Annotated in this window: 25 protein-coding genes; 13 read left to right on the forward strand and 12 right to left on the reverse strand. The window is 63.7% G+C overall.

Features of this window, described 5'->3' with window-relative positions:
* Positions 1-284: 284 nt before the first annotated feature.
* Positions 285-839 carry a thymidine kinase gene (locus tag DUPY_RS18835; RefSeq protein WP_070250036.1) on the reverse strand — a complete coding sequence of 185 codons (555 nt, stop codon included), beginning with the start codon at positions 837-839 and terminating at the stop codon, positions 285-287.
* A gap of 127 nt (positions 840-966) precedes the next feature.
* On the opposite strand from DUPY_RS18835, the gene DUPY_RS18840 reads away from it, so the two are divergent.
* Positions 967-1434 carry an HNH endonuclease gene (locus tag DUPY_RS18840; RefSeq protein WP_141749605.1) on the forward strand — a complete coding sequence of 156 codons (468 nt, stop codon included), beginning with the start codon at positions 967-969 and terminating at the stop codon, positions 1432-1434.
* A 19-nt stretch (positions 1435-1453) separates the two neighbouring features.
* Here the strand turns inward: DUPY_RS18840 and DUPY_RS18845 are convergent, their stop codons facing one another.
* The 6 genes from DUPY_RS18845 to DUPY_RS18870 form a co-directional block, all read right to left on the reverse strand.
* On the reverse strand, positions 1454-1744 hold the full coding sequence (locus DUPY_RS18845; protein ID WP_070250040.1) for a hypothetical protein: 291 nt from the start codon (positions 1742-1744) through the stop codon (positions 1454-1456).
* On the reverse strand, positions 1741-2118 hold the full coding sequence (locus DUPY_RS18850) for a hypothetical protein (RefSeq protein ID WP_070250042.1): 378 nt from the start codon (positions 2116-2118) through the stop codon (positions 1741-1743). Before DUPY_RS18850 ends, DUPY_RS18845 begins: the two co-directional genes overlap by 4 nt.
* A gap of 96 nt (positions 2119-2214) precedes the next feature.
* Positions 2215-3942, reverse strand: coding sequence for a methyl-accepting chemotaxis protein (locus DUPY_RS18855; protein WP_070250044.1), 1728 nt, complete (start codon positions 3940-3942; stop codon positions 2215-2217).
* 367 nt (positions 3943-4309) lie between these two features.
* Positions 4310-6523: a penicillin acylase family protein gene (locus DUPY_RS18860; protein WP_070250047.1), complete on the reverse strand. Its 2214-nt coding sequence runs from the start codon at positions 6521-6523 to the stop codon at positions 4310-4312.
* A 22-nt stretch (positions 6524-6545) separates the two neighbouring features.
* Complete coding sequence (locus DUPY_RS18865) at positions 6546-7394, reverse strand: hypothetical protein (RefSeq protein WP_070250049.1); 849 nt, start codon at positions 7392-7394, stop codon at positions 6546-6548.
* 252 nt (positions 7395-7646) lie between these two features.
* Complete coding sequence (locus tag DUPY_RS18870; RefSeq protein ID WP_084640795.1) at positions 7647-8141, reverse strand: SgcJ/EcaC family oxidoreductase; 495 nt, start codon at positions 8139-8141, stop codon at positions 7647-7649.
* A gap of 158 nt (positions 8142-8299) precedes the next feature.
* Between DUPY_RS18870 and DUPY_RS18875 the strand changes: the two genes are divergently transcribed.
* The 7 genes from DUPY_RS18875 (at position 8300) to DUPY_RS18905 (ending at position 16783) form a co-directional block, all read left to right on the forward strand.
* Positions 8300-9076, forward strand: a complete 777-nt coding sequence (locus DUPY_RS18875) for a helix-turn-helix transcriptional regulator (RefSeq protein WP_070250051.1) — start codon at positions 8300-8302, stop codon at positions 9074-9076.
* On the forward strand, positions 9073-10962 hold the full coding sequence (locus tag DUPY_RS18880; RefSeq protein WP_070250053.1) for a sensor histidine kinase: 1890 nt from the start codon (positions 9073-9075) through the stop codon (positions 10960-10962). The genes DUPY_RS18875 and DUPY_RS18880 overlap by 4 nt, the downstream gene beginning before the upstream one ends.
* Positions 10959-11429: a response regulator gene (locus DUPY_RS18885; protein ID WP_070250054.1), complete on the forward strand. Its 471-nt coding sequence runs from the start codon at positions 10959-10961 to the stop codon at positions 11427-11429. Before DUPY_RS18880 ends, DUPY_RS18885 begins: the two co-directional genes overlap by 4 nt.
* A gap of 172 nt (positions 11430-11601) precedes the next feature.
* The gene (locus DUPY_RS18890; RefSeq protein ID WP_070250056.1) at positions 11602-12057 is read left to right on the forward strand and encodes a DUF6566 family protein; all 456 of its coding nucleotides are present in this window, start codon (positions 11602-11604) and stop codon (positions 12055-12057) included.
* A gap of 322 nt (positions 12058-12379) precedes the next feature.
* Entirely contained in the window at positions 12380-15319 is a 2940-nt protein-coding gene (locus DUPY_RS18895) for a TonB-dependent receptor (RefSeq protein WP_084640796.1), read from the forward strand.
* Between the two features lie 126 nt (positions 15320-15445).
* Entirely contained in the window at positions 15446-16396 is a 951-nt protein-coding gene (locus DUPY_RS18900; RefSeq protein ID WP_070250060.1) for a polysaccharide deacetylase family protein, read from the forward strand.
* Between the two features lie 108 nt (positions 16397-16504).
* Positions 16505-16783 (forward strand): hypothetical protein, encoded by a 279-nt coding sequence (locus DUPY_RS18905; protein WP_070250069.1) that lies wholly within the window; start codon positions 16505-16507, stop codon positions 16781-16783.
* A gap of 264 nt (positions 16784-17047) precedes the next feature.
* On the opposite strand, the gene DUPY_RS18910 is transcribed toward DUPY_RS18905, so the two are convergent.
* The 5 genes from DUPY_RS18910 to DUPY_RS18930 are packed head-to-tail and all read right to left on the reverse strand — an operon-like array spanning position 17048 to position 22099.
* Positions 17048-17968, reverse strand: coding sequence for an HpcH/HpaI aldolase/citrate lyase family protein (locus DUPY_RS18910; protein ID WP_070250071.1), 921 nt, complete (start codon positions 17966-17968; stop codon positions 17048-17050).
* Positions 17961-19115 (reverse strand): cysteine protease StiP domain-containing protein, encoded by a 1155-nt coding sequence (locus DUPY_RS18915; protein WP_070250073.1) that lies wholly within the window; start codon positions 19113-19115, stop codon positions 17961-17963. The genes DUPY_RS18910 and DUPY_RS18915 overlap by 8 nt, the downstream gene beginning before the upstream one ends.
* Positions 19112-19876, reverse strand: coding sequence for an HAD family hydrolase (locus tag DUPY_RS18920; RefSeq protein ID WP_070250075.1), 765 nt, complete (start codon positions 19874-19876; stop codon positions 19112-19114). Before DUPY_RS18920 ends, DUPY_RS18915 begins: the two co-directional genes overlap by 4 nt.
* Entirely contained in the window at positions 19854-21065 is a 1212-nt protein-coding gene (locus tag DUPY_RS18925; protein WP_070250077.1) for a phosphoribosyltransferase domain-containing protein, read from the reverse strand. Before DUPY_RS18925 ends, DUPY_RS18920 begins: the two co-directional genes overlap by 23 nt.
* A complete protein-coding gene (locus DUPY_RS18930; RefSeq protein WP_084640797.1) occupies positions 21065-22099 on the reverse strand; it encodes an ATP-grasp domain-containing protein in 1035 nt (344 codons plus the stop codon). The genes DUPY_RS18925 and DUPY_RS18930 overlap by 1 nt, the downstream gene beginning before the upstream one ends.
* A 300-nt stretch (positions 22100-22399) precedes the next feature.
* Here DUPY_RS18930 and DUPY_RS18935 point away from each other — a divergent pair, with 300 nt between their 5' ends.
* The 5 genes from DUPY_RS18935 to DUPY_RS18955 are packed head-to-tail and all read left to right on the forward strand — an operon-like array spanning position 22400 to position 26462.
* On the forward strand, positions 22400-23263 hold the full coding sequence (locus DUPY_RS18935; protein ID WP_070250081.1) for an STAS domain-containing protein: 864 nt from the start codon (positions 22400-22402) through the stop codon (positions 23261-23263).
* 7 nt (positions 23264-23270) lie between these two features.
* Positions 23271-23621, forward strand: coding sequence for an STAS domain-containing protein (locus tag DUPY_RS18940; RefSeq protein ID WP_019920657.1), 351 nt, complete (start codon positions 23271-23273; stop codon positions 23619-23621).
* Positions 23618-24088: an anti-sigma regulatory factor gene (locus DUPY_RS18945; RefSeq protein ID WP_084640798.1), complete on the forward strand. Its 471-nt coding sequence runs from the start codon at positions 23618-23620 to the stop codon at positions 24086-24088. Before DUPY_RS18940 ends, DUPY_RS18945 begins: the two co-directional genes overlap by 4 nt.
* Complete coding sequence (locus DUPY_RS18950) at positions 24076-25098, forward strand: SpoIIE family protein phosphatase (protein ID WP_070250083.1); 1023 nt, start codon at positions 24076-24078, stop codon at positions 25096-25098. Before DUPY_RS18945 ends, DUPY_RS18950 begins: the two co-directional genes overlap by 13 nt.
* Complete coding sequence (locus DUPY_RS18955; protein ID WP_229255424.1) at positions 25098-26462, forward strand: ATP-binding protein; 1365 nt, start codon at positions 25098-25100, stop codon at positions 26460-26462. Before DUPY_RS18950 ends, DUPY_RS18955 begins: the two co-directional genes overlap by 1 nt.
* Position 26463 lies beyond the last annotated feature (1 nt).

Genomic DNA, 26463 nt, shown 5'->3' on the forward strand with positions numbered 1-26463 from the left:
CGTTGGCAGCCGATGCCGACGCCGGCAAGGTGGCCGCCACAGCGGCGGCGGCAACGCCAAGGCTGCCAACGATGGCGGTACGGCGCGAGGTGACGGTGTCGATAGGGCTTTGATCGGATTTCACGTGATGCTCCTTGATGGGTGTGTTTCGGGTGGTTGGTACCGCTCATGACTGGCATGAGCTGATAACCACCATTGGACACCATCGCCTGGCACCTTGTATTCTGTCTTTGGGTAGGGCAACTACACTCATTAAGTGCAGGGTCAAGTCTGCCTGGTTATCCCTAGTTGTAAAAACAGCCCGCGCAGACCTGGCGGTACAGGCTGTTGCCACCAATGAGCACCTGGTCGCCTTCGCGCACCCGCACGCCGTGTTCGTCGGTACGGATATTCATGGTGGCCTTCTTGCCGCACTTGCAGATGGTCTTGATTTCTTCCAGGCTGTCGGCCAGCGCCAGCAAGGCGGCCGAGCCGGGGAACGGGTTGCCCTGGAAATCGGAGCGCAGGCCGAAGCACATTACCGGGGTATTGGTGGTGTGGACCCACCAGTGCAGTTGATGGACCTGGGAGACGGTGAGGAATTGCGCCTCGTCGATGAGCACGCAGGCGACTTTCACATCCTGCAACAGCGCGGCAAAGTCGGTCTCGGCGGTGTAGGTGGTGGCCTCGCTTTTGAGGCCGATGCGCGAGGCGATCACGCCGTAGCCGTCGCGGCCGTCGAGTGCGGAGGTGAGCAGCAGCACCTCCATGCCGTTTTCCTTGTAGTTGTGCGCCACTTGCAGCAGGTAGGTGCTCTTGCCTGCGTTCATCGCCGAATACCTGAAGTGAAGACTTGCCATGGTGTTCCAAAATAGGGTGAATATGCAGCGCAACGAGCGCCGCATCAAAAAGTTGAGCGCGATTATAAACCGTGGAAAAGGGGCGGCGCGGAAAGCCACGATATAGGGGGAATAATGGCCGTTGTTCGTGGCTACCCCAAGCGCGATTGGCTGCTACTATCGAGCCATTACCACCACTACATCCAAGCAGATGGAAATCGTCTTCATCATCGCCGGCGTCCTGGCGCTCGGCGTGCTCTACTCGGTCACCGTGGCCAGCGCCAAGCCCATTCCCGGCAGCGGCATGTACAAAATCTCGCGCGACGGCCGGGTATTAATGTGCGCCGGCCCCAAGGTGAGCGCGGTGCGCCCTACCCTGTACCCGGACGGCTTGCGCGTCAAGCTGCGCGGCGGCAACCGCGTGGGCGAGTTCTACGTGCACGAGCTGGTGGCGGAAGTGTACCTGCCCAACCCCAGGCGCTACACCCAGGTGCGCCACAAGGACGGCAACGTGCGCAACAACAATATCGACAACCTGGAGCTGGTGGCAGGGGCGCCGGAGACGGAACCGGCGCTTTTGACGAGGGAAGAGTCCGAAAATCTGATCCAGACCTGACGCAAACCGCGCAAGAGGGTTAACGCTGCAGCAGATCCCGTTGTTCGCATTGTTCACCGTGGCGCAAGGCAACCTTCCGCGCGACGTTTTGAATGCGACCGCCCAGCACGGCTTTCCGGTGCCACACGGGGTGCCGGTCGACGATTTTCTTGGCCTGTCCCAACGACAGGCCAAACGCATCCCGCGTTACGCGAATTGCCAGTATGACGGATGCGCGCGACTGGAACAGGTAGTGCTCAGCCTCGTCAGGCGTAGCAAACTCCAGGCGTTTGATGTGGGCGAGCAAGTATTCGTAGGTAGGGAAGTTCATAGGGCCTCCATATCATCACAAGCTAACACAAATCTTGTGACCGGGACGTGCCGAGGAACTATTGGATACACGTTCGCCAACGATTGTACACGGGGGTAGCCATTTTGCCGTGCCAGATATCGCAGATCGCGCATGGCTTCACGAAATGCGCTGGCGGAGGATCCCACCGGATAAATCATGTCGTCCAGCGGATAGATGGCCACATCGAACAGCGCCAGCGTGCCCGATCCTGGGTCGAGCACCAGTTCGGCCGCAAGCTGCACTACCCCGTGGGGCAACTCCAGGTCCACTTCAAACCAGTTGTCGCCGTCTTGCTGCCAGCGCAGGAACGCATTGGCAAGACTGTCCGCAATGGCGTCGAGATATCTGCGCACGTGACCTCATGAAAGAGCCTCCAGGAGGTCACGGTAGTAGCGGTAGTTATTTTGATATGCAGTCAGCGCAAACACATCGCGAATAGATCACGCCGTTTAAAACTCTTCCCACTCGTTCGCCTCAGCCTTGGCCGACACCGGCGCCGGCTTGCGCACTGGCGTGGCGGCAGCTGGTTTGACCGCTGCCGGCAAACGCGCCGGTGCTGCTGCCGCTTTGCGGCTTGCCGCCGGCTTGACGGGACGGCGCGCCGGGGATGCCTGGTTTACCTGGGCCACCTGGGCCATGGCGTCGAGCTTGAATACGCTCACCACTTGCGACAACCCGGCAGCTTGCTCCTGCATCGATTCGGCGGCGGCCGAGGCTTGTTCCACCAGCGCGGCGTTTTGCTGGGTGACCTGGTCCATCTCGGTGATGGCCTGGTTGACCTGCTCGATGCCGGCGCTCTGCTCGGCGCTGGCACTGGTGATCTCGCCCATGATGCTGGTCACCTGGCCGATGCCCTGGACGATTTCGCTCATGGTGTGGCCGGCCTGGTCCACCAGCACCGAACCGGCTTCGACCTTGCTCACCGAGTCGTCGATCAGTACCTTGATTTCCTTGGCGGCTGCCGCCGAACGCTGGGCCAGGTTGCGCACTTCCGAGGCGACCACGGCGAAACCACGGCCCTGCTCGCCCGCGCGCGCCGCTTCCACCGCCGCGTTCAAGGCCAGGATATTGGTCTGGAAGGCAATGCCGTCGATCACCGAAATGATGTCGACGATCTTGCGCGACGACTCATTGATCGACCCCATGGTATCGACCACGTTGGCCACCACCGCGCCACCGCGGTTGGCAACGCCGGCCGCGTCCTGCGCCAGGCGGTTCGCTTCGCGCGCATTGTCGGCGTTCTGGCGCACGGTGGCGGTCAGCTCTTCCATCGACGAGGCGGTCTCTTCCAGCGAACTGGCTTGCTGCTCGGTTCGGCTCGACAAGTCCTGGTTGCCGGCTGCAATCTCGGCCGAGGCCGTGGCCATGGTATCGGTACCGCTGCGCACCTGTGCGACGATGCCGACCAGGTTGTCGTTCATGGTTTTGAGCGCGCCCATCAGGCGGCCGGTTTCGTCGCGGCTCTCGACCACGATCACGCTGGTGAGGTCGCCGGCAGACACGGTCTCGGCCACTTGCAGCGCGCGGTTGATCGGGCCGGTAATCGAGCGCGTGATGTACAGCGCGAAGCCCACGCCCAGCACCAGCGCGACCAGGCCCAGGACGATGATGATGTCGCGGGTGGACACCGACAGGTCGATGACGTCGCTGGCGATGCCGTCGGCGGCGGCCATCTGCATGGTCTGCAGCTTGTTGACTTCTTCCAGGTAGACCACGCCCTTGGGCACCAGGCCACCCTGGTATGCCACCGTGGCCTGCGCCATGTCGCCAGCGGCCTTGAGCTGGAAGACCAGGTTGCGCGCATCGATGTACGCGGTGCGCGCCACCAGCACCCGGTCGAACTGGGCCCGCACGCCGGGATTGCGGATACTCTTGTCGATCGCTTGCTGCACCTCGACCGCGCGGGTCGAGGCAGCGGCCATGTCGGCCTCGTACTTTTTTTGATCGGCCTCGCCGGTGGCCTGCCAGGCCGCCGAGGACCGCACCGCATTGATTTCGATAACCTTGGCCCACTCGGCCACCATGCGCTGGTTCTTGAAACTGGTGTTGACCAGCCGGTCTGTGAGCGCCGTACCGGCCTGCATGCGCATGACCGCGATGGCGGTGGTGGCAATCAGCAGCAGCAATACGATGCCGAAACCGATGCCCAGGCGAACGCCAATGTTGAGATTTTTCATGGATAGTGCCTTGCCAAAGTAAGTGAAATCAGAAGGAATTGCCGGTGAGCACTCCCATAGATATCACTATATCAGCGCAAATTAATATTCTTTATAAATAATATTAATAGTGATAAACAGGCAAATACCGACGATGACACAATTCAAGACAGTCTCGGAACACTTGAACAGTTATCCAAAAACCACGTATACCAGCAAAATCAAGCACTACCGGACACCAGCAGTGTTCAGAGGGCATTTCCAGGAAAACATATTGGTTGCGATATCAATATTGGGACGCCAGTAAAACTACGTATGCTGAATGTTGCATATTACCAACACCGCTTGCTGACCATTTACTGACCATTTACTGGCCATAACTGTCCATTTACTGGCCGGGATGATAGCGGCGTTCGACATGGCGTTCCACGTCTTCGCGGTAGAACAATACCTGCTTGAACTCGCCCCTGGCGAACATCTCGGCCTGGTCGGCGAAATGCGGCGAAGCCGGATCGCCGCTCTGGCCGCCCACCAGGATGCTGCGCGCCTTCAGGCGTGGGCCGAATTCCACCACGGCCACAAAGCTGTTGCCGCGCTCGCCATAGATACGCTTGGTGGTCTGTTTCGACGTCATGCCGTATGCCGCAAGCGCACCCCAGTTGGCCGAAGCGTAAGGCATTGGCAGGCTGGGCTTGCTGTCGTCAAATGGCTGTACCAAATCGCCGGTCAGACGCTGGAAGCGGTTGATCTCGCCCCACGGCGTTTGCCAGGTGCCGAAGTCGGCGCTGAGCTTGGCGGATGCGCGCACCAGCCCTTCGAGGCGCTGGCGCGGCGTCAGCGCGGCCTGGATGTAGTCGAGCACCAGCACTTCCCTGGCCTTGGCAACGGGACCGAAAGCGGCCGTCAAGTCTTGGGCCCAGTATATTGCCAGCGAGGTCGGCACCGAGTCCAGCGCGTACCGCATGTCCCAGCCGCGCAGCGCGGCAATTTGCGGCGCCAGCGCTGGCCGCAGTGGATCGTCGGCAGGCAGGTCGTCGTAAGCGGCGAACAGTTGCGGCAGCAGCGGCTCGAACGCCGGCAGCGCGGGGTCGTAGGCCGCCGCGATCAGGCTGTCGATGGTGAAATCCTTGCGGTTTTCCATCACCCGCACGGCGTGGATGCCGCGCGGGTTTTCCGGGTTCATCGACATATAGGCCGGGTAGTCGCTGGCCTTGGGGCTGTACGGACCGGCTGCCGTGTACGGCCAGTTGTTGGTGTTATAGATCCAGCCATTCTTCGGGTTGAAGAGGGTAATGGTTTCTTTTACCTCGTGCAGGCCCTGCCATTCGGTGGCCGGGTCGCTGCCATCGACCGGATGCTTGAAGTCGAACCTGGGATTGCGGCGCGGGATGAAATTGCCGTGGAAATAGGCGATATTGCCGTCTGCATCCGCATAGACGGTGTTGTTCGAGGAGTTGGTGCGCAGCTCCATCGATTTGTAGAATTCCTGGTAGTTGCGCGCCTTGGTGCGCAGGAACGATTGCGTGAGCGCCTTGAGCGGCTCGTTCATCAGCTTCACGGCGATCCACTTGCCGTCCCTGGCCCGCACGATGGGGCCGTGGTGGCTGTAGTACACCTTCACCGTCTTGCGGGCCATGCCGCCGGCAGTCTTGTACGGCAGCTCGATATCGACCGCCTTCAAAGGGCGTTGCTCGTTGCCGTACTGGTAGAAATACTGGCCATCCCTGTCGATGATGGTTTCAAGGTATTCGTCGATGACGTCGCCGCCACCGGACGTATGCATCCAGCCCACCCGGTCGTTAAAACCCTGGTACACGAAGAACTGGCCCCAGGTCACGGCGCCGTAGGCGTTCAGACCTTGCCGGCTGTGCACCTGCACTTCGGGACGGAAATAGAACGACGTATGCGGGTTGATCATCAACAGCGCGTGGCCGTTTTTGGTGATCGCCGGTGCAATGGCAAACCCGTTGGAGCCGCCCGGCTCGTGGTCGAGGTCGCTGCCCTGGTCGGCCAGCAGGATCGGCGCCATCATGGGATGGGCGCCGTGCTCGTACAGCGCTTCGAGCTGCTTGAGGTCGATAGTTTCGATGTCGCCGCCGATGCTGCCTTCGCTGAAGGCAAGCGCCATCCATGGCTCGAAATGCGTGATCAGGTCGGGCTTGACGTCGGGATGGGTGGCCAGGTAATAGTTCAGGCCGTCGGCAAAGGCGACCATCAGCTTTTTCAGCCACGCCGGGCTTTGCTGGTATTGCGCTTTGAGGAAGTCCGGGTTGATGAACAGCTTCATGCGCAGGTCGCGGTACAGCTCGGCCTCGCCTTCCACTTCGGCCAGGCGGCCGAGGGCGTTGATGTAGTTGCGTTCGACCCGGCGGAAATCGTCCTCGGCCTGGGCGTACAGCAGGCCGAACACGGCATCGGCGTCGCTGTTGCCGTACACGTGGGGAATGCCCCATCGGTCGCGCAGAATGGTCACGCGCTTGGCCTGGGCCTGCATGCGGGCCAGGTCGGCGTCAGCGGGCGCTGCGGGAGCCGGAGCGGCCGCCAGCGCTGCATTGAGGGGAACAAAACACAACAAGGCCAGCGTGGCGCGCCATCGGTGCATCGGCAAACTCCGGATCAGGTGATTATCCTTGGGACGAACTCGATGCAAGTTCGGAAATACGCCGCTGCAACGCAGTAATTTCTTCGAGCAGCGCCGCGTTCTTTTCGCGCAGCGCAGCGTTTTCGCGCCGCAACTCGTCCGCCTCGGTGGGATTGCGATTGTAATCGCGCTCGCCGTCCTCGCGCGCACCCTTGGCTTCCTTGGGCGGCTTGCCGGCGGTACGCAGATCGCGCACTTCCTTGGCTGCCTTTTGCAGTTCCTTCTTGCCTCCAGCCACGGCGGCGATCTGGGCGTCTTCCGGCAACGACGCCACGGTGGCGGCGGCGTTGATCGAAATCGTACCCGAGCGCACCGCTTCCACCAGCTCCGGCGTGGCGGTCTTCTGGATTTTTTCGATCTGGCTGATGGTGGCGCTCGACAGGCGCGCAGCGCGGGCGATGTCTTCGCGCGAGGTGAGCGGCATGGCAGCCGGCTTCGGCTTGGCTTCGCCGTCCGGCGGCGCGATGGCGGCGTCTTCCGCTGCCGCTTCGGCGGCCAGTTCCAAAGCACGGGCGCGGACGATTTCCTTCTTGCGCAGGGCCAGCACACCGCGCTGGTAGTCGGAAATGCTGCGGCGCCCCAGGTTATTGTCGATCATCCACAGCTTGACGTCGTCGAGGTCGCGGAAACTGGTGTTTTCCACCGCCTTGAACGGAATGCCGTGCTCCTGGCAGATTTGATAACGGTTATGGCCGTCCACCAGCGTGTCCTGCCACAGCACCAGGGCGTCGCGGCAGCCCTCGGCCAGCACGCTGCGCTCGAGCGCCATGTACTCGGCCTCGGTCAGGGGCTCGATATAAGCGCGCAGCACGTCGTTAATTTTGATTTGCATGGTTTTCCTTGAAGTACCGGCGGCGGCAGGCAAAATGCGCCCGCCCGCTGCGCCATCCGACATGCTACACCATCCTGGCGGTGCGGCAAAAGGTCGGCTTCACGTTGGAAAATCATAAATGGTGCAGTGCAGCTAAGACTGGCTTAAGAATTACTATTTACCATTCTCAGCAGTCAAACATGCTTTCTCCAGCTATTAACCAAAGCCCCGGGTAGTTGCTGCTACCACGGGGCTTTTCCTATTCAGTCACCGTTATTTGGCGGCAACTTCGGGCATCGCCGACGAATGGTGATTCAGGATTTTCCAGTCGCCACCCACCTTTTTGTACACATAGGTGTAACGCGCCTGCACGTCACGCGGCTTGCCGTCCACTGTCAGGCGAAACGTGTACACACCGGTGTCGAGTGCCGAATCGCTGCCCAGCATGCGGATCTGGCGCATATTGATCGTGCCGACCGGCTTCATCTTGAGAAACTTGACGAAATAGTCCTCGATGGCGGCTGGCGTGGTGCGCACTTCGTTCGACACGGTCGGCTCCAGCACGCCGTCCCTGGCGTACAGGCTGGCGACCTTGGCGGCGTCGCCGGTGGCCAGGGTGGCGTTCCAGCGGTCGAACAGGGCGGCGATTTCCGCTTCCTGGGCGTTGGCCGGGGCGGTGACGACGCCCGTATAAAACTTCGGTGCAATATCGGCAACAGCGAAGGTGGTCGATGCGGCGAGGGCGAGGGCGATCAGGACTTTTTTCATTATGTGCTCCGTGTAGTTGAGGATCATCGGCGGTCGGTGACTGCCAATGAAGCCAGTATCGCGGTCGTAGGCACTTTGAAAATCTGCCGGCCGGGGGTTGCGGCATATGCCGGGTGGCATATACACTGCGTATCCTCACATGAAACTGGTTGCATGCAATGAATTCTCCTTCCGCGTCTCCTTCTGCCGGCGACAGCGCCCACGCGGTCCGCACCCGTTACCGCCAGAGCGAAAGCAGCGCCGCGCGATGGCGCTTGCTCACCGACGCTGCCGGCGCGCTGGCCCAGGACGGCGCCCGTCCGTCCGCGCTCTCCACCGTGCTGGCCAAGACCCTGGCGTTTTTGTCGCTCGACGATGGCTTGCTGCTGGTACTCAAGGACGACGCGCTGCACGTGGCAGCCAGCCACGGCAACGTGCCGCCGGTGGGGGCACGGGTGGCGCACGCGATGGCGCTGCACACCGTGTTGCAGCCGGGACCGGTGGCGCCGCTGGTGCGCCAGGACGTGCCGAGCGGCCTGCGCATCGGCCGCGAGCAGCGCACCGGCCTCGAAGTGCTGGTGCCGCTATGCCTGGACGGCAAGCATCGCGGCATCCTGGCCCTGCTCTGCGCCGCCGCCGCACCGCCACCGCATCCCGACGACCTGCTCACGCTGCAGGCGCTGGCCACGCTGCTGGGCGCGGCTTTGGCCAATAGCCGGGCGGCGCCGCGCGTGGGCGCGGCGGAAGCCGCCGCCATTCTCAAGTCGCTCACCCCGCGCGAATTGCAGATCCTGGCCCTGCTGCCGCAAGGCTGGACCAACGCCGCCATGGGCGAACACCTGGGCATTGCCGCCGGCACGGTCAAGGTGCATGTGGAGCGCATCCTGCACAAGCTGGACCTGAACGACCGCACCCAGGCCGCCGTGCGAGCGGCCGACCTGGGACTGGGTTCATGAGCACTTTCGCCCGACTGAACCCGCGCCACTGGTCGCTCGGCTTCAAGGGCGGCGCCATCATCGTCACCTCGCTGGCCCTGCTGGTGGGCTCGGCCGCCACCAGTTACACGCTCGAGCGCAATACGGCCGCCGCCACCGCCGACATGCTGCGCACCATGCAGGCGCAAGCCGACATCCAGCGCCTGCACACCCAGATTGCCGAAGCGGCCACCGGCGTGCGCGGCTACCTGCTCACCGGCCGCGACGATTTCCTGGTGCCCTACCACACCGCTGCCGAGCAACTGCCGGCCACCCTGGCCAGCCTGCAGGCGCGCGCGGTCGATCCCGAACAGCTGGCCAGCCTGGCGCGCATCACGCCGCTGCTGCGCCGCAAGCTCGCCAGCCTGAACCTGATGCGGGGCCAGCGCAACGCCAGCGCGGCGGAGTTGCAGGCCCACCTGGCCAGCAGCAAGCAGATCCTCGACCAGTTGCGCACCGAGATTGCCGTGATGAACCTGCGCGAGGCGGCCCTGGTCGAGCAGCGCACGCTGGCCTTGCAACATGCCTCGAACCGCAACCTGTGGATGGCCATGATCGTGATCGGCGCCGGCATGGCCGGGGCGATGGCCACGCTCACCTTTACCCTCGGGCTGGTGCGGCGCGTGCGGCTGGCAGCCGAAAATGCCGAACGGCTATCCAACGACCTGCCGCTCAAACCCACGCCGTCCACCACCGACGAGCTGGGCCAACTGGCCGACCGGCTGCACCAGGCCAGTGTGCTGCTGGCTGGACGCGCCTCCGCCGCGCAGGCGGCCAGCCGCGCCAAGACCGAATTTTTGGCGCGCACCAGCCACGAGCTGCGCACCCCGCTCAACGCCATTCTCGGCTATGCGCAACTGCTTGAGGCGGGCCTGCGCGAGCCGCGTGAGCGCGAACATGCCGAGCACATCCGCCAGGCCGGCCAGCACCTGCTGGCACTGATCAACGAGGTGCTCGACATCGGCCGCATCGAAGCAGGCAAGCTGACGCTGGCGTGCGTGCCGGTGGCGCTGGCGCCGCTGCTGGACGAGGCGATGATGCTGATGGCGCCGCTGGCGCGCCAGCGCGGCGTGCAGCTGCGCCACGACCACGCCGGCCTCACGGCGGCGGTGCTGGCCGACCGCCAGCGCCTGCTGCAAGCGCTGCTCAACCTGCTGTCGAACGCGATCAAGTACGGTCCGCGCGACGGCGTGGTGACGATCCAGCTGGCCATCGACGACGAACTCGCGGCGATCCAGATCGATGACAACGGCCCCGGCATCACGGCGTCGTTGCGCACCCGCCTGTTCGCACCGTTCGACCGCCTGGGCGCCGAGCGCGGCAAGACCGAAGGCGCCGGCCTGGGCCTGGCGGTGTCGAAGGCGCTGATGCAGGCGATGGGCGGCGATGTAGTGCTGCACGACAAAGCCGGGCCGGGCAGCCGCTTTACCTTGACCCTGCCGCTGGCCACCACAGCAGCCACCCAGGCCGCCGCCGGGGCCGATGCGCAGGAACAGGTCGACCAGCCTGCGCCCGCACCGGCGCTGCCGCCGGCCAGCGCCAGCACCCACCACCTGCTGTGCGTGGAAGCCGATCCGGCCACCCGCATCCTGGTGGCCACCCTGGCCCAGCGCCGGCCGCACTGGCGCGTGACCGCCGTGGCCGATGCTGCCGAAGGCCTGGGCATTGCCCAGACCGACCACCCCGACCTGCTGCTGCTGGCCGCCAACCTGGCGGGCGAGCCATGGCTGACCTTGCCTACCACCGTGGTGCTGCTGGGCAGCGGCATCGACATCGACCACCGCGACGAGCCCCTGCCGCACCTGGCCAAACCGCTCGACATCCCGGCGTTCTTCGCCCTGCTCGACTCTACCGGACAACCAACATGATGGAAAACCAAGTACTCGCCTCGCGCATCCTGATCATCGACGACCAGCCCGCCAACTTGCGGCTGCTGGAAGACATGTTCATCGCCGAGGGCCTGACCCACGTGGTCGGCACGACCGACGCCCGCACCGCGCTCGACTTGTTTACCGCCTTCGATCCCGACCTGATCGTGCTCGACCTGATGATGCCCGACCTCGACGGCTATGCCGTGCTCGAGCGCTTGAAGCGGCGCGGCGATCCGTACGACTTCCGCCCGGTGCTGGTGATTACCGCCGACGCCACCGCCGAGGCCAAGCGCCGCGCGCTGTCGCTGGGCGCCAAGGACTTTCTGACCAAGCCGTTCGACACGCTGGAGGCGATGCTGCGCGTATGGAACCTGCTGGAAACCCGGGTGCTGTACAAGCGCCTGCAAGCGCTGGCGCCGCAGCAGGAACTGGCGCCGCAGAGCTACCGGGGCCGCTTGCCGTGAACCGATCTGCCTCCGGCGCCATGCTGCGTCGCAATAATTTATTCACCACGGCGCACGCTTGAACTGACTTATCGCAAAATCCTGTGCTATTCTTGCTCTATAAACATCGCCCAAGCACGGTTACGGGCGGTTTGGTGCGATGCGCCAAACAAGTTCATCAAAGCGAGGTCATATGGCGCAATCACATAGTTACGCATACGCAGGCCACTACATCGTCTGCACGCCCAAACGCACGGCGGACAACGGTTATTACGCCTGTTTCCGCATCTACCGCGGCGGCTCATCCGATGGCGACGTCGTCTACGAACAAGCGTATCCGCAGGCCGAATTCGGCAGCGCCGACGGCGCCAACCGCTATGCGGCGGAAATGGCGTCGTACTGGCTCGACCAGTGGCCCATCAAGGGCTCGTTTACCCGCAAGCGCGACGGCCGCGCCATCACCTATCTCGGCACCTACAGCGTGGGCCATGGCGCCGACTGGAACGCCCGCGTGTATTGCGACGGCAATCTGATGGCCACGCCGGGCGGCGCTTTTCAGTACGACATCCTGCGCGACCCGAATATCTACCAGGCCGCCGAACACGTGATTCTCGCTGCCATCGATGGTGGCGCCAGCAAAGGTTCCTGATTTCCGGACGTTTGTCCTTACCTTTGGGCGTCTTGGCGGCACGCATCATACCAGTGCATTCTTCGTCGAAGACCGCCAAATACGCCCATAAATGATGCATTCCAAGGCCAACATGGTGCATCTTATTTTGGTAACGTTGTATTTTTCAGACTTTTATTCGGGTTAATTGACACTGATTCCCTGGCTATGTTTTGATGAACTCATCAGTACCTTGTTGCAATGATTTATTTTTCGCAACAACTTACATGAGTGGTTCGCGTCGGCAAAACGCGGTTGTCAAAATAAAGGCTCTCGACTGAAGAGCTTAACCAAAGGGAATCAGATGTTGAAAAAAACTGTAGTGGCCCATGCGTTGTCGGTCGCCTTTATGGCCTCGGTAGTATCCACTGCCGCAGTGAACACGGCTTACGCGCAATCGACCACGGGTAGCGTGTCGGGCAAAGCCGTGAGTGGAACGGTCATTGTTGCCTCCAACCCTGCGATCGGCGCCAGCCGTTCCGTCACCGTTGGCAAAGATGGCATCTTCCAGTTGTCCCAGTTGCCACCGGGCGCTTACACGGTGAAGGCGACACTGCCAAACGGTACCGAGCAAACCGAAGCAGTGGTCGTCAACGCGGGCCAGGGCTCTACGGCCAATTTCAACGAAGTGGCCTCGGTCACCGTTTCCGGCTCACTCGTCTCGCGTATCGATTTCAAATCGCCGGAATCGAGCACGGTCCTGAGCAAGGCAGCGATCGACCGCATTCCTGTCGCCCGTGACGTCACCGCAGTTGCCCTGCTGGCGCCGGGCGCGACCCGTGGCGACAGCCGGATCGGCCAGACCGCGCTACGCGCTGGTAACGTGCCTTCGCTCGGCGGCGCCTCGCCGGCGGAAAACGTGTATTACATCAACGGCTTCAACGTCACCAATTCCCTCAATGGCGTAGCATTCAACCAGGTGCCGTTTGACGCCATCGGCACGCAAGAGGTAAAAACCGGTGGGTACGGCCCCGAATACGGCCGATCGCTGGGCGGCGTATTGTCGGTGACCACCAAACGCGGTACCAACGAATGGAAGGGTGGCGTCAACGTCATGTACTCGCCCGAATCGCTGGAAGGCTCGGCGCTGTATCCAGTCAAGGGCACCGACGGCAAATGGCACAACGCCAAGCGTGCCGGCGGCACCGACGACCTGCAGGCCAACGTCTGGTTGGGCGGCCCGGTCATCAAGGACAAACTGTTCATCTTCGGACTGGTGCAGGGTGCCGATATCGAACGCAAAACCTACGATTCGTCGCAGCAGGATGTGACCACATCCAAGTCACCGAAATACCTGCTCAAAGCCGACTGGAACATCAACGACAGCAATACTTTGGAATTGACCGCCTTCAGCGACAAAGCCAAGGACAAGGTCGATACCTGGAAGTCGCCCAACCAGTACGGCGAACAGAAGGGCGACTTCAAAGGCCATGACGATTACACGACGGGCGGCGAGAACTATATCGCCAAGTACACCTCGTGGCTGACCGATAACTTCACCGTGTCCGGTATCTATGGCGTGGGTCGCTACAACCGCAAATCCAACATTTCGACTGCCGACTGCCCGTACATTACCGATCGCCGTGTTTCGCCAGTGCTCCAGTATGGCTGCGCCACCACGACCTCGATTGACGATCCGAATGCCAACGATGAGCGCAAGGCATTCCGCCTCGACGCCGAGTGGACCATCGGCGACCATGGCCTGCGTTTCGGCATGGATAACGAGAAATACAAAGTGGTGAACGGCACCTTCTATCCTGGCGCCGACAACTATCGCGTCACCACGCTGGCCTCAGGCGGCACCCTGGCTGGCGGCTACACCAACAACACTGGCGCTTCGCAGGACATCGTGACCGTACGTCGCTTCATTAACGGCGGTGCGTTTGAAACTGAAAATTCTGCCTACTACATCGAAGACAACTGGCAGGTGACGAAGAACGTCGTCGCCTCGCTCGGCGTGCGTAACGAATCGTTTACCAACAAGAATGCCAGTGGCGCTACCTTCATCGAAGTCAAGAATACCTGGGCCCCGCGCCTGGGGTTGACCTGGGACGTCAGCGGCAATGCCGAGACCAAGGTCTTCGCCAACGCCGGTCGTTACTACATTCCGGTGATGTCGAACACCAACGTGCGTCTGGCCGGTGCCGAAACCGACTACACCGACGTGTACGCCTTCAACGGCAGCTTTGCCAACGACCGTCTCGGCCTGCCAGCCATGGGCGCCAAGCTTGGCAACACCGTCGTCTCCGGCGACGGCACCGCCGGCGATCCACGTTCGGTCGTGGACCCGAACATCAAGCCCATGTACCAGGACGAGTACATCCTCGGTATCCAGCGAGCGCTGGCCAACCGTTGGGTCGTCGGCGGCAAGGTCACCTATCGCAAGCTGAAACGCGTGATGGACGATATGTGTAACGGTCCCGGCGCGGAACAATGGGCCGCAGCCAACGGCTACAGCGCCGGCCAGGCGGCGACCATCGGCAGCACCGTCGACCACTGCTTCCTGTACAACCCGGGTGGCGACCTGACCGCGAACGTCGATTTCGACGATGGCAAGGGCTTTACCCGCGTGGTCATCCCTTCTTCGGCGCTGGGTTTCCCGAAACCTGAACGGACCTTCAAGGCCCTTGAACTGACCTTCGAGCGCCCATGGGACGGCAAATGGTCGCTGCAGGGTTCGTACGTCATGGCCTTTAGCAAGGGCAATACCGAAGGCTACGTCAAGTCCGACATCGGCCAGGATGACGCCGGCATCAGCCAGGACTGGGACTTCCCGGGCCTGATGGAAGGCTCGAACGGCTACCTGCCCAACGATCGCCGTCACACCTTCAAGATCTTCGGCGCCTACCAGCTGGCCGACGAGTGGCGCGTAGGCAGCAACATCGTTGTGCAGTCGGGCCGTCCGAAAAACTGCCTGGGCGTGTACAACGGCACCCTCGATGAAGTCTCGGTCGACTACGGCTCGTCGTCGTTCTATTGCAACGGCGTGCTGAAACCTCGCGGCTCGCAAGGCCGCCTTGCCTGGACTACCGAGGTGGGCGTGCAGGCAACCTATCAGCCCAAGTGGCAGAAAGGCCTGAGCTTCCAGGTCGACGTACTGAACCTGTTCAACGAACGCACCACCACCGCGATCGACGAGCAGGCAGAAGCTGCTGCAGTGGGTTCCGTCAGCGCCACCTATATGCGCCCGGTCTCGTACCAGGGCGCCCGCAAGGTCCGCTTCACGGCAGCATACGAGTTCTAAGCTGACGCCACAGGCGCTCGATCAGCCTGACTATGCCGCCCGTCGCAAGACCGGGCGGCATTTTTTTTCCACACCGGCATGGCGCTTCGATTAGGATGCAGCATCACCGACTTCCGCTTACCCCTCATGACACCTACCCGCGCCACCGCAGTTTCCGCCCTGCTTGCCGCCCTGCTCTGCGCCGCCGCCGCCTGCGCCCAGGGCTTCGAAGTTGCTGTCACGGTTGACGACCTGCCCGCCCACGGCCAACTGCCGCCCGGCGTGACGCGCCTGGGCATCGCCGAATCGACCCTGCATACCTTCCAACAGCACGGCGTGACCGAAGCGTTCGGGTTTGTCAACGCCGGCAAATTAGCCGGGGCCGATGCCGCCGACGACGCCAAGGTGCTCGACGCCTGGCGCGCCGCCGGCCACCCGCTGGGCAACCACACCGCCACCCACCTCGGTCTGTCGAAGGCGCCGTCGCTGGCCGCCTGGCAGGCCGACGTCGAAGCCGGCGAAGCGGCCGTGGCGCAGCGCATGCAGGGCGCCGACTGGCGCTACCTGCGGTTACCATTCCTCGACGGCGGCGGCGAACGCTGGCCGGCAGCGCTGGCCTACCTGCGCGCACGCGGCTACCGCGTGGCCGATGTCAGCATCTCGTTCGATGACTGGGCCTATACCGATGCCTATGCACGCTGCGTGGCCAGCGGCGATGAGGCCACCATATCCGCGATGAAGAACCAGTACCTGGCGGCGGTCGATGCCGGTATCGCCAGGATGCAGGCCCACTCGCAGCGCGTGTATGGCCGCGTGATTGCGCAAGTGCTGCTGACCCACCTGGGCGGCTGGAGCGCAGTGACCCTGCCCGACGTGCTGCAACGGCTGGACCGGGCTGGCGCCCGCTACGTCTCGCTGGAAAAAGCCCAGTCCGATCCAGCATATGCCGAGCCCGCAGGCGGCACCGTGATCGAGCGTACGGCGCGGCGCCGGGGCATCCGGCTCGGTGAGGCGGCGTCAGTGGCCAGCCGCATCGATCCTGATACCGTATGCCGCGAACGGGAGCACCAGCAGCCTGTTCCATCAGGAAAGAAGTGATACAACCGACCGCTGACTAGTCCTACAAGGAGGCCGCAAGCGCGCCGATAGCGCACGGACTGAGGAATGCTTACGATGTAGCTTGTTTGTCACCACAAGGAGCTCAACATGAAACAGCATCACGCACCAGCCAAGTTCGTCTTCGCCTTGATCCTGACCGCCGCCGCTGTTACCGGTTGCAAGAAGCAGGAAGTCGATCCGCCAGCACCTGAAGTTGTAGCACCACCGGCCAACACGGCGCCGACCGGCTCGCCGCCAGCAGACACGACCATGCCACCGCCAGCGACCACGCCGCCGGCTGACGGCATGGCAACCCCACCGGCAGGCGGCACCACCCCACCGGGCGGCACCACGCCAGACCCGGCAGCACCGCCACCAGCGCGTTAAGCGGTCGGCCGCACTACGGTTAGTGGCATGCTGCCGCACGGTTAGTCGTCAGCGCATGATCCGTCATCCCCGCGAAGGCGGGGATCCATAGAACCCCAGGTTCGCTCAACGGTCAATCGGTCTTTACCACAGATCAACCGTTCCATGGATCCCCGTCTGCGCGGGGATGACGGGTTTTGGGCTAACGGTTACGGTCAGCGCCTCGCGGCGCCCCGCCCCCACCGCACGCGGCATCAGCATCAGCATATCAACGCACACGCCACATCATCCATCCGAATTCGGCGCCATGCTGTTATCCGGATACGTCCCAAAATGATTGGCCTGCTGTATTACCGCTTGCGCCCACGCGCGATGCGTAGCCACTTCGCACATCGAGTTGCCCATCTTGAATACCGCCGGACTATCCTCGTCCATGATCTTCTCCGCGGCCGCCACGTCGGTCGGCTGTACCCGGTAGTGCATTTCGATCAGCGACAGCTGGTAAGGGTGTATCGCGGTCTTGCCTACCAGGCCGTGCGCCAGGTCTTCCTGCACTTCCATATCGAGCAAGGCATCCTGGTCCAGGTGTTCGAACACCGGCGCCGTCAGGCGGAAACCGTACGGCGCAAACGTGGTCACCAGGCGCGCGATCACCGAGCCGAGCGGAGTGCGGTAGATCGTCATGTTGCGCGGCCGGCGGATGCCCAGCAGCGCCAGCAAATCGTTGCCGCCGATGCGCAGCGCCAGGATTCTTCCCACCACCCCCGGCGCGCGCAACAGTTCGCGGAAGGCGATCATCTCGCGCTCGTCGAACACCTCGGCCGTCTCCAGCGTGGGCATCAGCAGGTGCCCGGTCTGGCGCACCAGCTTGAAGTAGGCGTCGAAATTCTCGCGCGTGGCTTTCGGGATCACGAAGCCGGTCAAATGTTCCACGCCCTTCATCGCCAGCACGCGCTCGAGCACTTCGGGATTGCGCACCCGCACGAAACGGTCGAGCACGCCCACCGGGTCCATGTTTTCCAGCATCATCGACAGATTGAACAGCGCGTAGCTTAATTCCCTGTCGGCCACCGCGTCTTCGGTGCAAAAGATCACCGAGCGCAGCTTGGGCAACTTGACGCCGTTGGCAATTTCCAGCAAATCCTTGTGGGTCGTCGGCACATACAGCGACGCGCCCATCGGCTTGTTGACCGTCCAGTTAGCCATCGAGTGCACTCCTGATAAGCGATACTGCCTGATAAGGCAGCGATTGATCGATAATGACCGGCACATTTTTTTCCTGTCCCAGCAGGGTCAGGTGGCGTACGTCGGCGGCGCCCGGATCGCGCACCAGCAGCAGGCGCGGCACCCGGCGCAGCAGCACCCGCGTGGCTTCGCCGATGCCCGGCTTGATCAGGTTGACGTCGGCAACGTCATATTCCTGTTGCAGGCGCGCCAGGCAAGCGGTTGACGTAGCCGCTGCCGCTGCCCGGTCCAGCGCTGCGACCGGCGGAATGACGACGGGCCGCCCCTGCGTTGCCGCCGGCAGCAAGGCGACGGTCAACGCCAGTGTCGCGGCCGGCGGTGCTGCATCGATCAATGCCAGCGCAGCGGCGGTCGCCGCATCGACAAAGCTGCGCGAGCGGTCGTGCGGCGCGAACTGTTCATAATAGACGGAGCCGTGCAATTGGTCCGGCGCGCCCACCACGGTGCGGCTCACCAGCCCGGAGACGGTGGCGTTCAAGATGCTCGACGGGATCAGGTAGTCGGCCTCGCTGGCAGCGCAGGCGGCCGAACCGGCCAGGTCCGACAGCACGTACAGGCCGCTGTCGATGGCGGTGCCATGCGCAAGATTGAACGCCGCCACCGACTGCGCCAGTTCGCGCGAGATCACGCCCTTGCCGGTCCAGCCGTCGATGAACACGATGGACTCGGGCGCGTGGTGCTGCACGATATGGCGCAGCGCCACCGCGTCGATGCCGCGGTCGCGCGCGATCGATACCGAATAATGCACCGCGGCGCGCCCGAACCGTTGCGCCAACAGGCGCCTGACGATCACGCCCACCGGCGTGCCGGCCCGCGCCAAGGACACCAAGGTCACGTCACCGGTGCGGCGGGCCGCAATCATGCCGGTCAATACCAGGCAATCGCGCGCCATCTGCGCCAGGTTGGCCGCACAGGCGTCGTCGAACACCTGCAGGTAGCGCTGCGACGGCAGCGACTCGGGCGAGAGCATTTCGCTGTAATGCTTGCGGCCGGACTGGATCAGCGCTTCCTTGTCGGCCACGCTGGTGAACTGCTGCGCCGGCAGCTGGCGCAGCAGGAACTGCACGTCGTCGGCGGCATAGCTGCCGGAGAATGGAACGATGGTCATAACGCCGCCACCGTCAATGCCGCCAGCTGGGTATTACTGGGGATGATGGCGTAATCGCAGGCGGCCATGAAGCGGGCGTCGGACTTGCTGTCGCCCATGCCCATGGTCATGATCTCGCCATGCTCGGCGCGCAGCAGACGCGTGACGTACTCCACCGCCACCGCCTTGTCGAGCGTGCGCGGCAGAACGGCCAGGTTGTTGCCGTTCCGATGCACGTAGAAGCCGCAGCCCAGGCCACTACCCTGGCCGGCAAGCCACGGCGCCAGCGCCTCGTGCTCGATCGGCGCCAGCCGTGCGGCCAGCTTGTCCACGTCCTTGATCAAGGTATAAAACGGCAAGCCGCCGTCTTCCACCACGCGTGCGCGCGAGGCCAGGCCCTGCTCGTCACAGTACGCGTTGATCACGGCTGCCGCATCGTTCAGGCCCGGCAGTGCGGTGGTCATGTCGGCGCGCATCTGCGCCATCCAGGCCGGGTCGGGCTCGTTGTCGGGGCCGAGGATCAGGCCGCCGAAATTGAGGATCTTGTAGCTATTGAAGGGCAGATCGACGCGGCCGAACGCATCGAGGTGGCGCGCGGTGGCCGGGATCAGCGTGGTGGCCGGGTCCATCAGCGACAAGAAGGCGCGCTGGCGCGCAGTCGTGTACGAGCACACCGACCGGTCCGAATAATAGGCGGCCGGATGCAGGTCAGACTGGCTGGCGCATTTGCCCAGGGTACTGAACAAGGTATCGTCCAGGTCAACGAACAGGAATTTCTTCAACCAGCTTCTCCGACTTGAAATGGAACAGGCGCGCGCCCAGTTGATCAGCCAGCTCGTACAGTGCGGCCGTAGGCGGCGTTTCGTGGCAGACCAGCACGTGGTCGTACTGGCCCGGCGCGACGTTATAGATGAAGTTGGCCACGCCTTCGCCGTAGTTGTCGGGGAAGGTGACTGCACTGGCCACCGCACCCCACACCAGGATCGGCGAGCGGGTGGTCGATTGCACCACCACGTCGGCGCCCTGGTCTTCGAGCGCGCGGCCCAGCAGGTAAGCCGGGTGCATGAACTCGCCGGTGCCGAGCACCAGCACGCGCTGGCCCGGCTGCACCTGGTGCACCAGGCCGGCCGCCAGCCCGGGCGGCAACGCCAGCGCGTGGTCCACCGCCAGCCGGCCGAACCCTGCGCTGGCGCCACGGTCGGCGCTGGCGTCGTAACGCTGGGCCGGCGCGGCGCCGCTGTCGAGCTGGCCGGCCTCGAACGTGTACGCGCCCTCCAGTGCGGCGCTGTGCGTGACCGGCACGCCGAAGCGGCCCAGCAATTTGGCCGTACCCGCTTCGCCCATGAAATTGGTGATCGTCACCAGGTGCACGTGCTCGATGGCGGGCGCCACCGCGCGGCAAGCCGCCGCCAGGTTGACGAAGGTGTTGCCGGTACTGGCCTCGTCATCGACCAGCACGATGGAACGGGCCTGGGCAAATTTTTCGGCCAGCGCCGCATCCTGCGGCATGTGTAGGAACTGGCGCGGCGCGTGGCTGTGCGCTTCCTCGAATTCGATCAGCGGTCCGTCGCCCACGCGGTAGCGCGTGGTGTGCAGGAACAGCGCTTCGCGGCCGACATCCTGTTCCAGCCAGGCCTCGAACACGCCCTGCCCCAGCCCGACGGCGGTCTCCGCCATGGCGATGAATAGCACCGGCCCCGGCAGGGCCAGGGGCAAGCCACGCGCCAGCGACTGGTGCAAGGCGCGCATGGCGCTTGGCCGCACCGGCCAGTGCTTGCCCAGCACCTTGCTCACGAACAGGAAGCCGCGCTTGGCGTTGGCGCGGGCGGCAAAGCCCACCAGGGCATCGAGGGGATACGCGCCAGCGTGCGCCGTAACAGTGACGGTGAGCTTGCCGGTTGGCAGGTCCACCACGCGCTCGGTGGCCTGGCCGGCAAACGCGACCGCCAGGGTTTCAGCCAGCCGCTCCATTACAGCGCCATGGCGATCGAGACTTCGGTCACGCGCGCGCCGTTGCGCACCGGCGCGATCTCGACGTGCTCGAATCCGCGGTCGAAGCCGGCCAGCGCGATGTACGGCAGGTTGGGCCCGGCCGCGCACGCCATGCTGATGCCGCCAGACATGCGCGGATTGATTTCCAGCAGGCGCGGCTGCCCGCCGGTTTCGCGGAACTGCACGTTGAAGCAGCCGTTCAGGCCATAATTTTCAGTCAGCGTGGCGCACGCGGCCAAAATATCGGCGTGCATGTCGATGCGCTGCCCGGTGGCGGCCGACGATTGCGGCTTCTTGCGCGGCACGGCCACGATCAGCTTGCCGTTGTCGCCCACGCAATCGACGCTGTACTCGCGCCCTTCCAGGTATTCCATCACCAGCATGGTGCGGAACTCGGGCAGCAGCGCCAGCCCGGCGCGCAGGTCGGCCAGGCCGATGGTGTACTGCACGCCGGCGATCAGCAGTTCGGCGCAGCTGCGCTGTTCGTCGATCAGGGCAAAGCCCAGGCCGTAGATCGATTGCGACGGTTTGATGCACAGCTTGTTGTACCGGCCACGCAGCTCGGTCCAGGCGGCGTCGAACTCGGCCAGCGTGTGAACCGCGATCGCTTGCGGTGGCGGCGCCTGCGGGCAAGCGACCGTGGCATAGAAACGCGCCTTGTCGTGCAGCAGTTGCAGGTTATCGGCTGAAGCGGCCGCCTGCACCCGCACACCGATCTCGGCGAAGCTGTCGTTGGCAGCCATGATCAGGCGCGCTTCCTTGCCGGTGACGAAGATATTGACCGCATGCTGGCGGCAGAAGTCCAGGCACCATGCGACGTATTCATCGCCCTTGAGGCCGGCGGGTTCGAGTTCGAACTGGTGCGCGACCTGGCCGGCGGTGGCGGGCGCCACGTGCGAGTAGATCAGGTGATAACGCTGTTCCCGGTCCGCCTCGCGGATCAGGCTGATGGCGGTATAGACCGACGAAAAGGCACGATTGAACCATACGCGCTGCACTGAATCACTGACCACTTGCACTCCTGTTATATGTAATGTCGACTCCCATACGGCAAGTTGCGGCCGCGCCAACAGTATCCGGTTTGAAATTAAGGGAAACTTAATCTTATCAGTCTTGTTTGACGTTCCGGAGACAAACCGCGCGAATTTGCGCTGGCAGGTTTTATTTTCCAAATAACATCATTACCTCACTCCCGCCCCTAGGCGAAAGGTTGAAAAGTGGCTAAGCTTTGAGGTTGCACACGATTGATCAATTCATGGATATAGATCAATTGTTATACTCACAGGAAATAATCAATCTTAACTGGGGAACCGATGAGCTCGAACGACACCGCACGCCGCCTTGGCGCCGTGATACAAGAACACGAACAACAGATCCTCGAGGCGTGGATCGGCCATCTGAACAGTCTTTCCTTCCGCAAGGACGCCACCGTGGCCGAACAGCTGCGCCGCCATTGCACCCAATTGCTGGGCCTGCTACCGGAGGCCACCGTTACCGGCGGCACCGACAATATCGAAGGCCGCGCCTGGGACGAAGTGCGCAACCTGCTGGCCGAGATCTCCAGCCAGCGCGCCAAGCAAGGCTCCACGCCAAGCGAAACCGCCACCTTCGTGTTCTCGCTCAAGCAGTCGCTGTTTACCGCGCTGCGCGAAGCGCTGGGCGCCGAACCGGCCGTGCTGGCCGATGCGCTGTGGGGTTCCACCACCCTGCTCGATCAGCTGGGCCTGTACACCGTGGAAGTATTCCAGAAGAGCCGCGACCAGATCATCGTGCGCCAGCAGCAAGAACTGCTGGAGCTGTCCACGCCGGTCGTCAAGCTGTGGCAGGATGTGCTGGCCTTGCCACTGATCGGCACGCTCGACAGCGCGCGCACCCAGGTGGTGATGGAAAGCCTGCTGGAAAAAATCGTCGAAACCGGCGCCGCCATCGCCATCATCGACATCACCGGCGTACCGACCGTGGACACCCTGGTGGCGCAGCACTTGCTAAAAACAATTGCCGCCGCGCGCCTGATGGGCGCCGACTGCATCATTTCCGGCATCCGTCCGCAGATCGCCCAGACCATCGTCCACCTTGGCGTGAACCTGGAAGACGTGATGACCAAGGCCACCCTGGCCGACGCCTTCGAAGTGGCGCTGGCCCGCGTGGGCGCGCGCGTGACCCGTATCGCCGCCTGAGGCCAGCATGGAACGCATCCCCATCCTGCGCATCGGCGACCTGCTGCTGGTATCGATCCAGGTCGATATGCACGACCGCCTGGCCATGACCCTGCAGGACGACCTGACCGAGCGCATCGTCAGCGACCGCGCCAAGGGCGTGCTGATCGACATTTCGTCGCTGGACCTGGTCGATTCCTTCATCGGCCGCATGATCAGCAATACCGCCGCCATGGCGCGCGTGCTCGACGCCCAGACGGTGTTGGTCGGCATGCAGCCGGCGGTGGCCATCACGCTGGTCGAACTGGGCCTGACCCTGCCCGGCGTGAAAACCGCGCTCAACGTTGAAAAGGGCATGGTCATGCTCGGCAAACGATGAACGCGCCTGGCGCCGATGATGCGGTGCGCTTCGCTTCGCCCCTGCTGACCGAGCCCGGTGCCCGCGTGTCCAGCACCATTACCTTGCCGGTGCGTACCGACGAGCACGTGGTGGGTGTGCGCAAGCTGGTGCGCGAGCAGGCGCTCGATCTCAAGCTGAGCCTGGTGGACCAGACCAAGCTGGTCACGGCCGCCAGCGAGCTGGCGCGCAATACCATCAAGTATGGCGGCGGCGGCATGGTGCAGGCACAAAGGATCGACAGCGGCTTGCGCCAGGGGTTGCGCCTGGTGTTTGCCGACGACGGACCCGGCATTGCGGATATCCCCCAGGCGCTGCGCGATGGTTTTACCAGCGGCGGCGGCATGGGACTGGGACTGGGCGGGGCCAAGCGCCTCGTCGACGAGTTCGACATAGATTCCCGCAGCGGAGAAGGTACGGCAGTAGCCATTGTTAAATGGAAAAAATAAATCAATCGGTCGAGAGTTCCACCTGGATCACCATTACCCATGCCAGCGACATCGCTGCCGCCCGCCGCGCCGGCCAGCGCCTGGCCGACACGGCCCGCTTTGACGATGTACGGGCCGGCCAGCTGGCCTTGCTCATTACCGAGGCGGCTACCAACATTCTGAAACACGCCGGCGACGGCGTTATCGTGCTCTCCGCCGTGCATGCCGGCGAGATGGACGGCATCGACGTGCTGGCCTACGACGCCGGTCCCGGCATCGGCAACATGGCGCAGGCGCTACGCGACGGCAATTCCAGCGCCGGCACCTCCGGCACCGGCCTCGGCGCCCTGCACCGCCTGTCCGACCAGTTCGACGTCTATGCGCCGCGCGACAAGGGCGCGGTGTTCTTCATGCGCCTGTGGCGCACGCCGTCCCCCGAGCTGCACCTGGCCAGCGGCGGCATCTCGCTGCCGCTGGCCGGCGAAACCGCCAACGGCGACGCCTGGGCCGTGGTCAACCTGCGCCAGCACACGGCCCTGCTGATGGTCGATGGCCTGGGCCACGGCCCCGAAGCGGCCAAGGCCGCCGCTGCCGCGATTGCCACCCTCGCGCTGCAACCGGGCCTGCGCCCGGCCGAACAGGTCCAGGTCTGCCACGAGGCGCTGCGCAATACGCGGGGCGCGGCGCTGGCGCTGGGCCTGCTCGACCCGGCTGCCGGCCAGTTGCACTTCACCGGCATCGGCAATATCAGCGCCTGCGTGATCGACGCTGCCGGACGGCGCCAGCTGGCGTCGTACAACGGCATCGTCGGCCACAATATGCGCAAGGTGCAGGAGTTCACGGTGAACTGCGCGCCTGGCGCGCTGGTGATCCTGGCCACCGACGGCATCGGCACCCAGTGGGACCTGGACCAGTACCCTGGGCTGGCCGGCTGCGACCCGTCGGTGGTGGCGGCCGTGCTGCTGCGCGACTATGCCCGTCCGCGCGACGACGCCAGCGTGCTGGTCTACCGCGTGCCGGAGCCTGCATAATGCCGCAAGTGCGCATCCTGCAAGTGGGCATCGACAGCGAACCGGACGTGGTCGCGGTACGCCAGCGCGCGCGCCAGATCTCGTCCCTGCTCGGCTTTGGCGCACAAGACCAGGTGCGCATTGCCACGGCGGTCTCCGAAGTGGCGCGCTGCGCCTATGCGCGGCTGGCCCGTGGCCGGGCCGTGTTCGCACTCGAATCGACGGGCGCCCAGCAGCAACTGGTGGTGACCATCCGCGCCGATGGCGACCCGGTGCGCGCACTGGAAGCGATCTCCGGCGTCGAAGGCGAATCGCCGCAATCGCAACTCAATAACGCGGTGGCCACCGCGCACCGCCTGATGGACGAGTGCAGCGTGCAAGGCGCGCCCGAACACGGCTTGCACGTGGTCATGCTCAAGTCGCTGAGCCAGCGCCAGCACATCGACCGCGACCGCCTGCTGCAACTGGGCAGCGAGCTGGCCGCCAGCCCGGTGCAAAACACGGTAGCGGAAATGCAACAGCAAAACCGCGAACTGGCGACTGCGCTGGCCGAACTGCGCGACCGCCAGGAAGACCTGATCTCGCTCACCCACGAACTGGAAGACACCAATCGCGGCGTGGTCGCGCTGTACGCCGAGGTGGAAGAAAAAGCCGAGCGCCTGCGCAAGGCCGACGAAATGAAATCGCGCTTCCTGTCCAACACCAGCCACGAGCTGCGCACGCCGCTCAGTTCGATCCGGGCGTTGTCGAAACTGCTGCTCGACCGCATGGACGGCGAGCTGACGGTGGAGCAGGAACGGCAAGTGCAGTTCATCGCGACGGCCGCCAGCGACCTGTCGGAACTGGTGAATGATTTGCTCGACCTGGCCAAGATCGAGGCTGGCAAGGTGGAACTGACAGTGGCGCCGATCGACGTCGCCAACCTGTTTTCCGCCCTGAAGGGCATGTTGCGCCCGCTGGCCCACCACGAGCACGTGGAACTGGTGTTCGTGATGCCGCCGCCCGGCCCGCTGCTGCTGTCGGACGAAGGCATGGTGGCGCAGATCCTGCGCAACTTCATCTCGAATGCGCTCAAGTTCACCGAACAGGGCCAGATTTGCGTCGAGCTGCGCGACAGCGGCAGCCCCGACCATGTTACCTTTGCAGTCAGCGACACCGGCATCGGCATCAGCACCGACAACCTGCTGCTGATCTTCGAGGAGTTTTCCCAGATCGAACATCCGCTGCAGCGCCAGGTCAAGGGCACCGGGCTCGGTTTGCCACTGTGCCGCAAGCTGGCGACGCTGCTGGGCGGGTCGGTCGAGGTGGAAAGCGCCAGCGGCAAGGGTTCGACTTTCTTCCTGCACCTGCCCCGCTCTGCGCCTGCAACTGCGCCGGTCGCCTAGC

The organism is Duganella phyllosphaerae (assembly GCF_001758785.1).
GTDB classification, from domain to species: domain Bacteria; phylum Pseudomonadota; class Gammaproteobacteria; order Burkholderiales; family Burkholderiaceae_D; genus Rugamonas; species Rugamonas phyllosphaerae.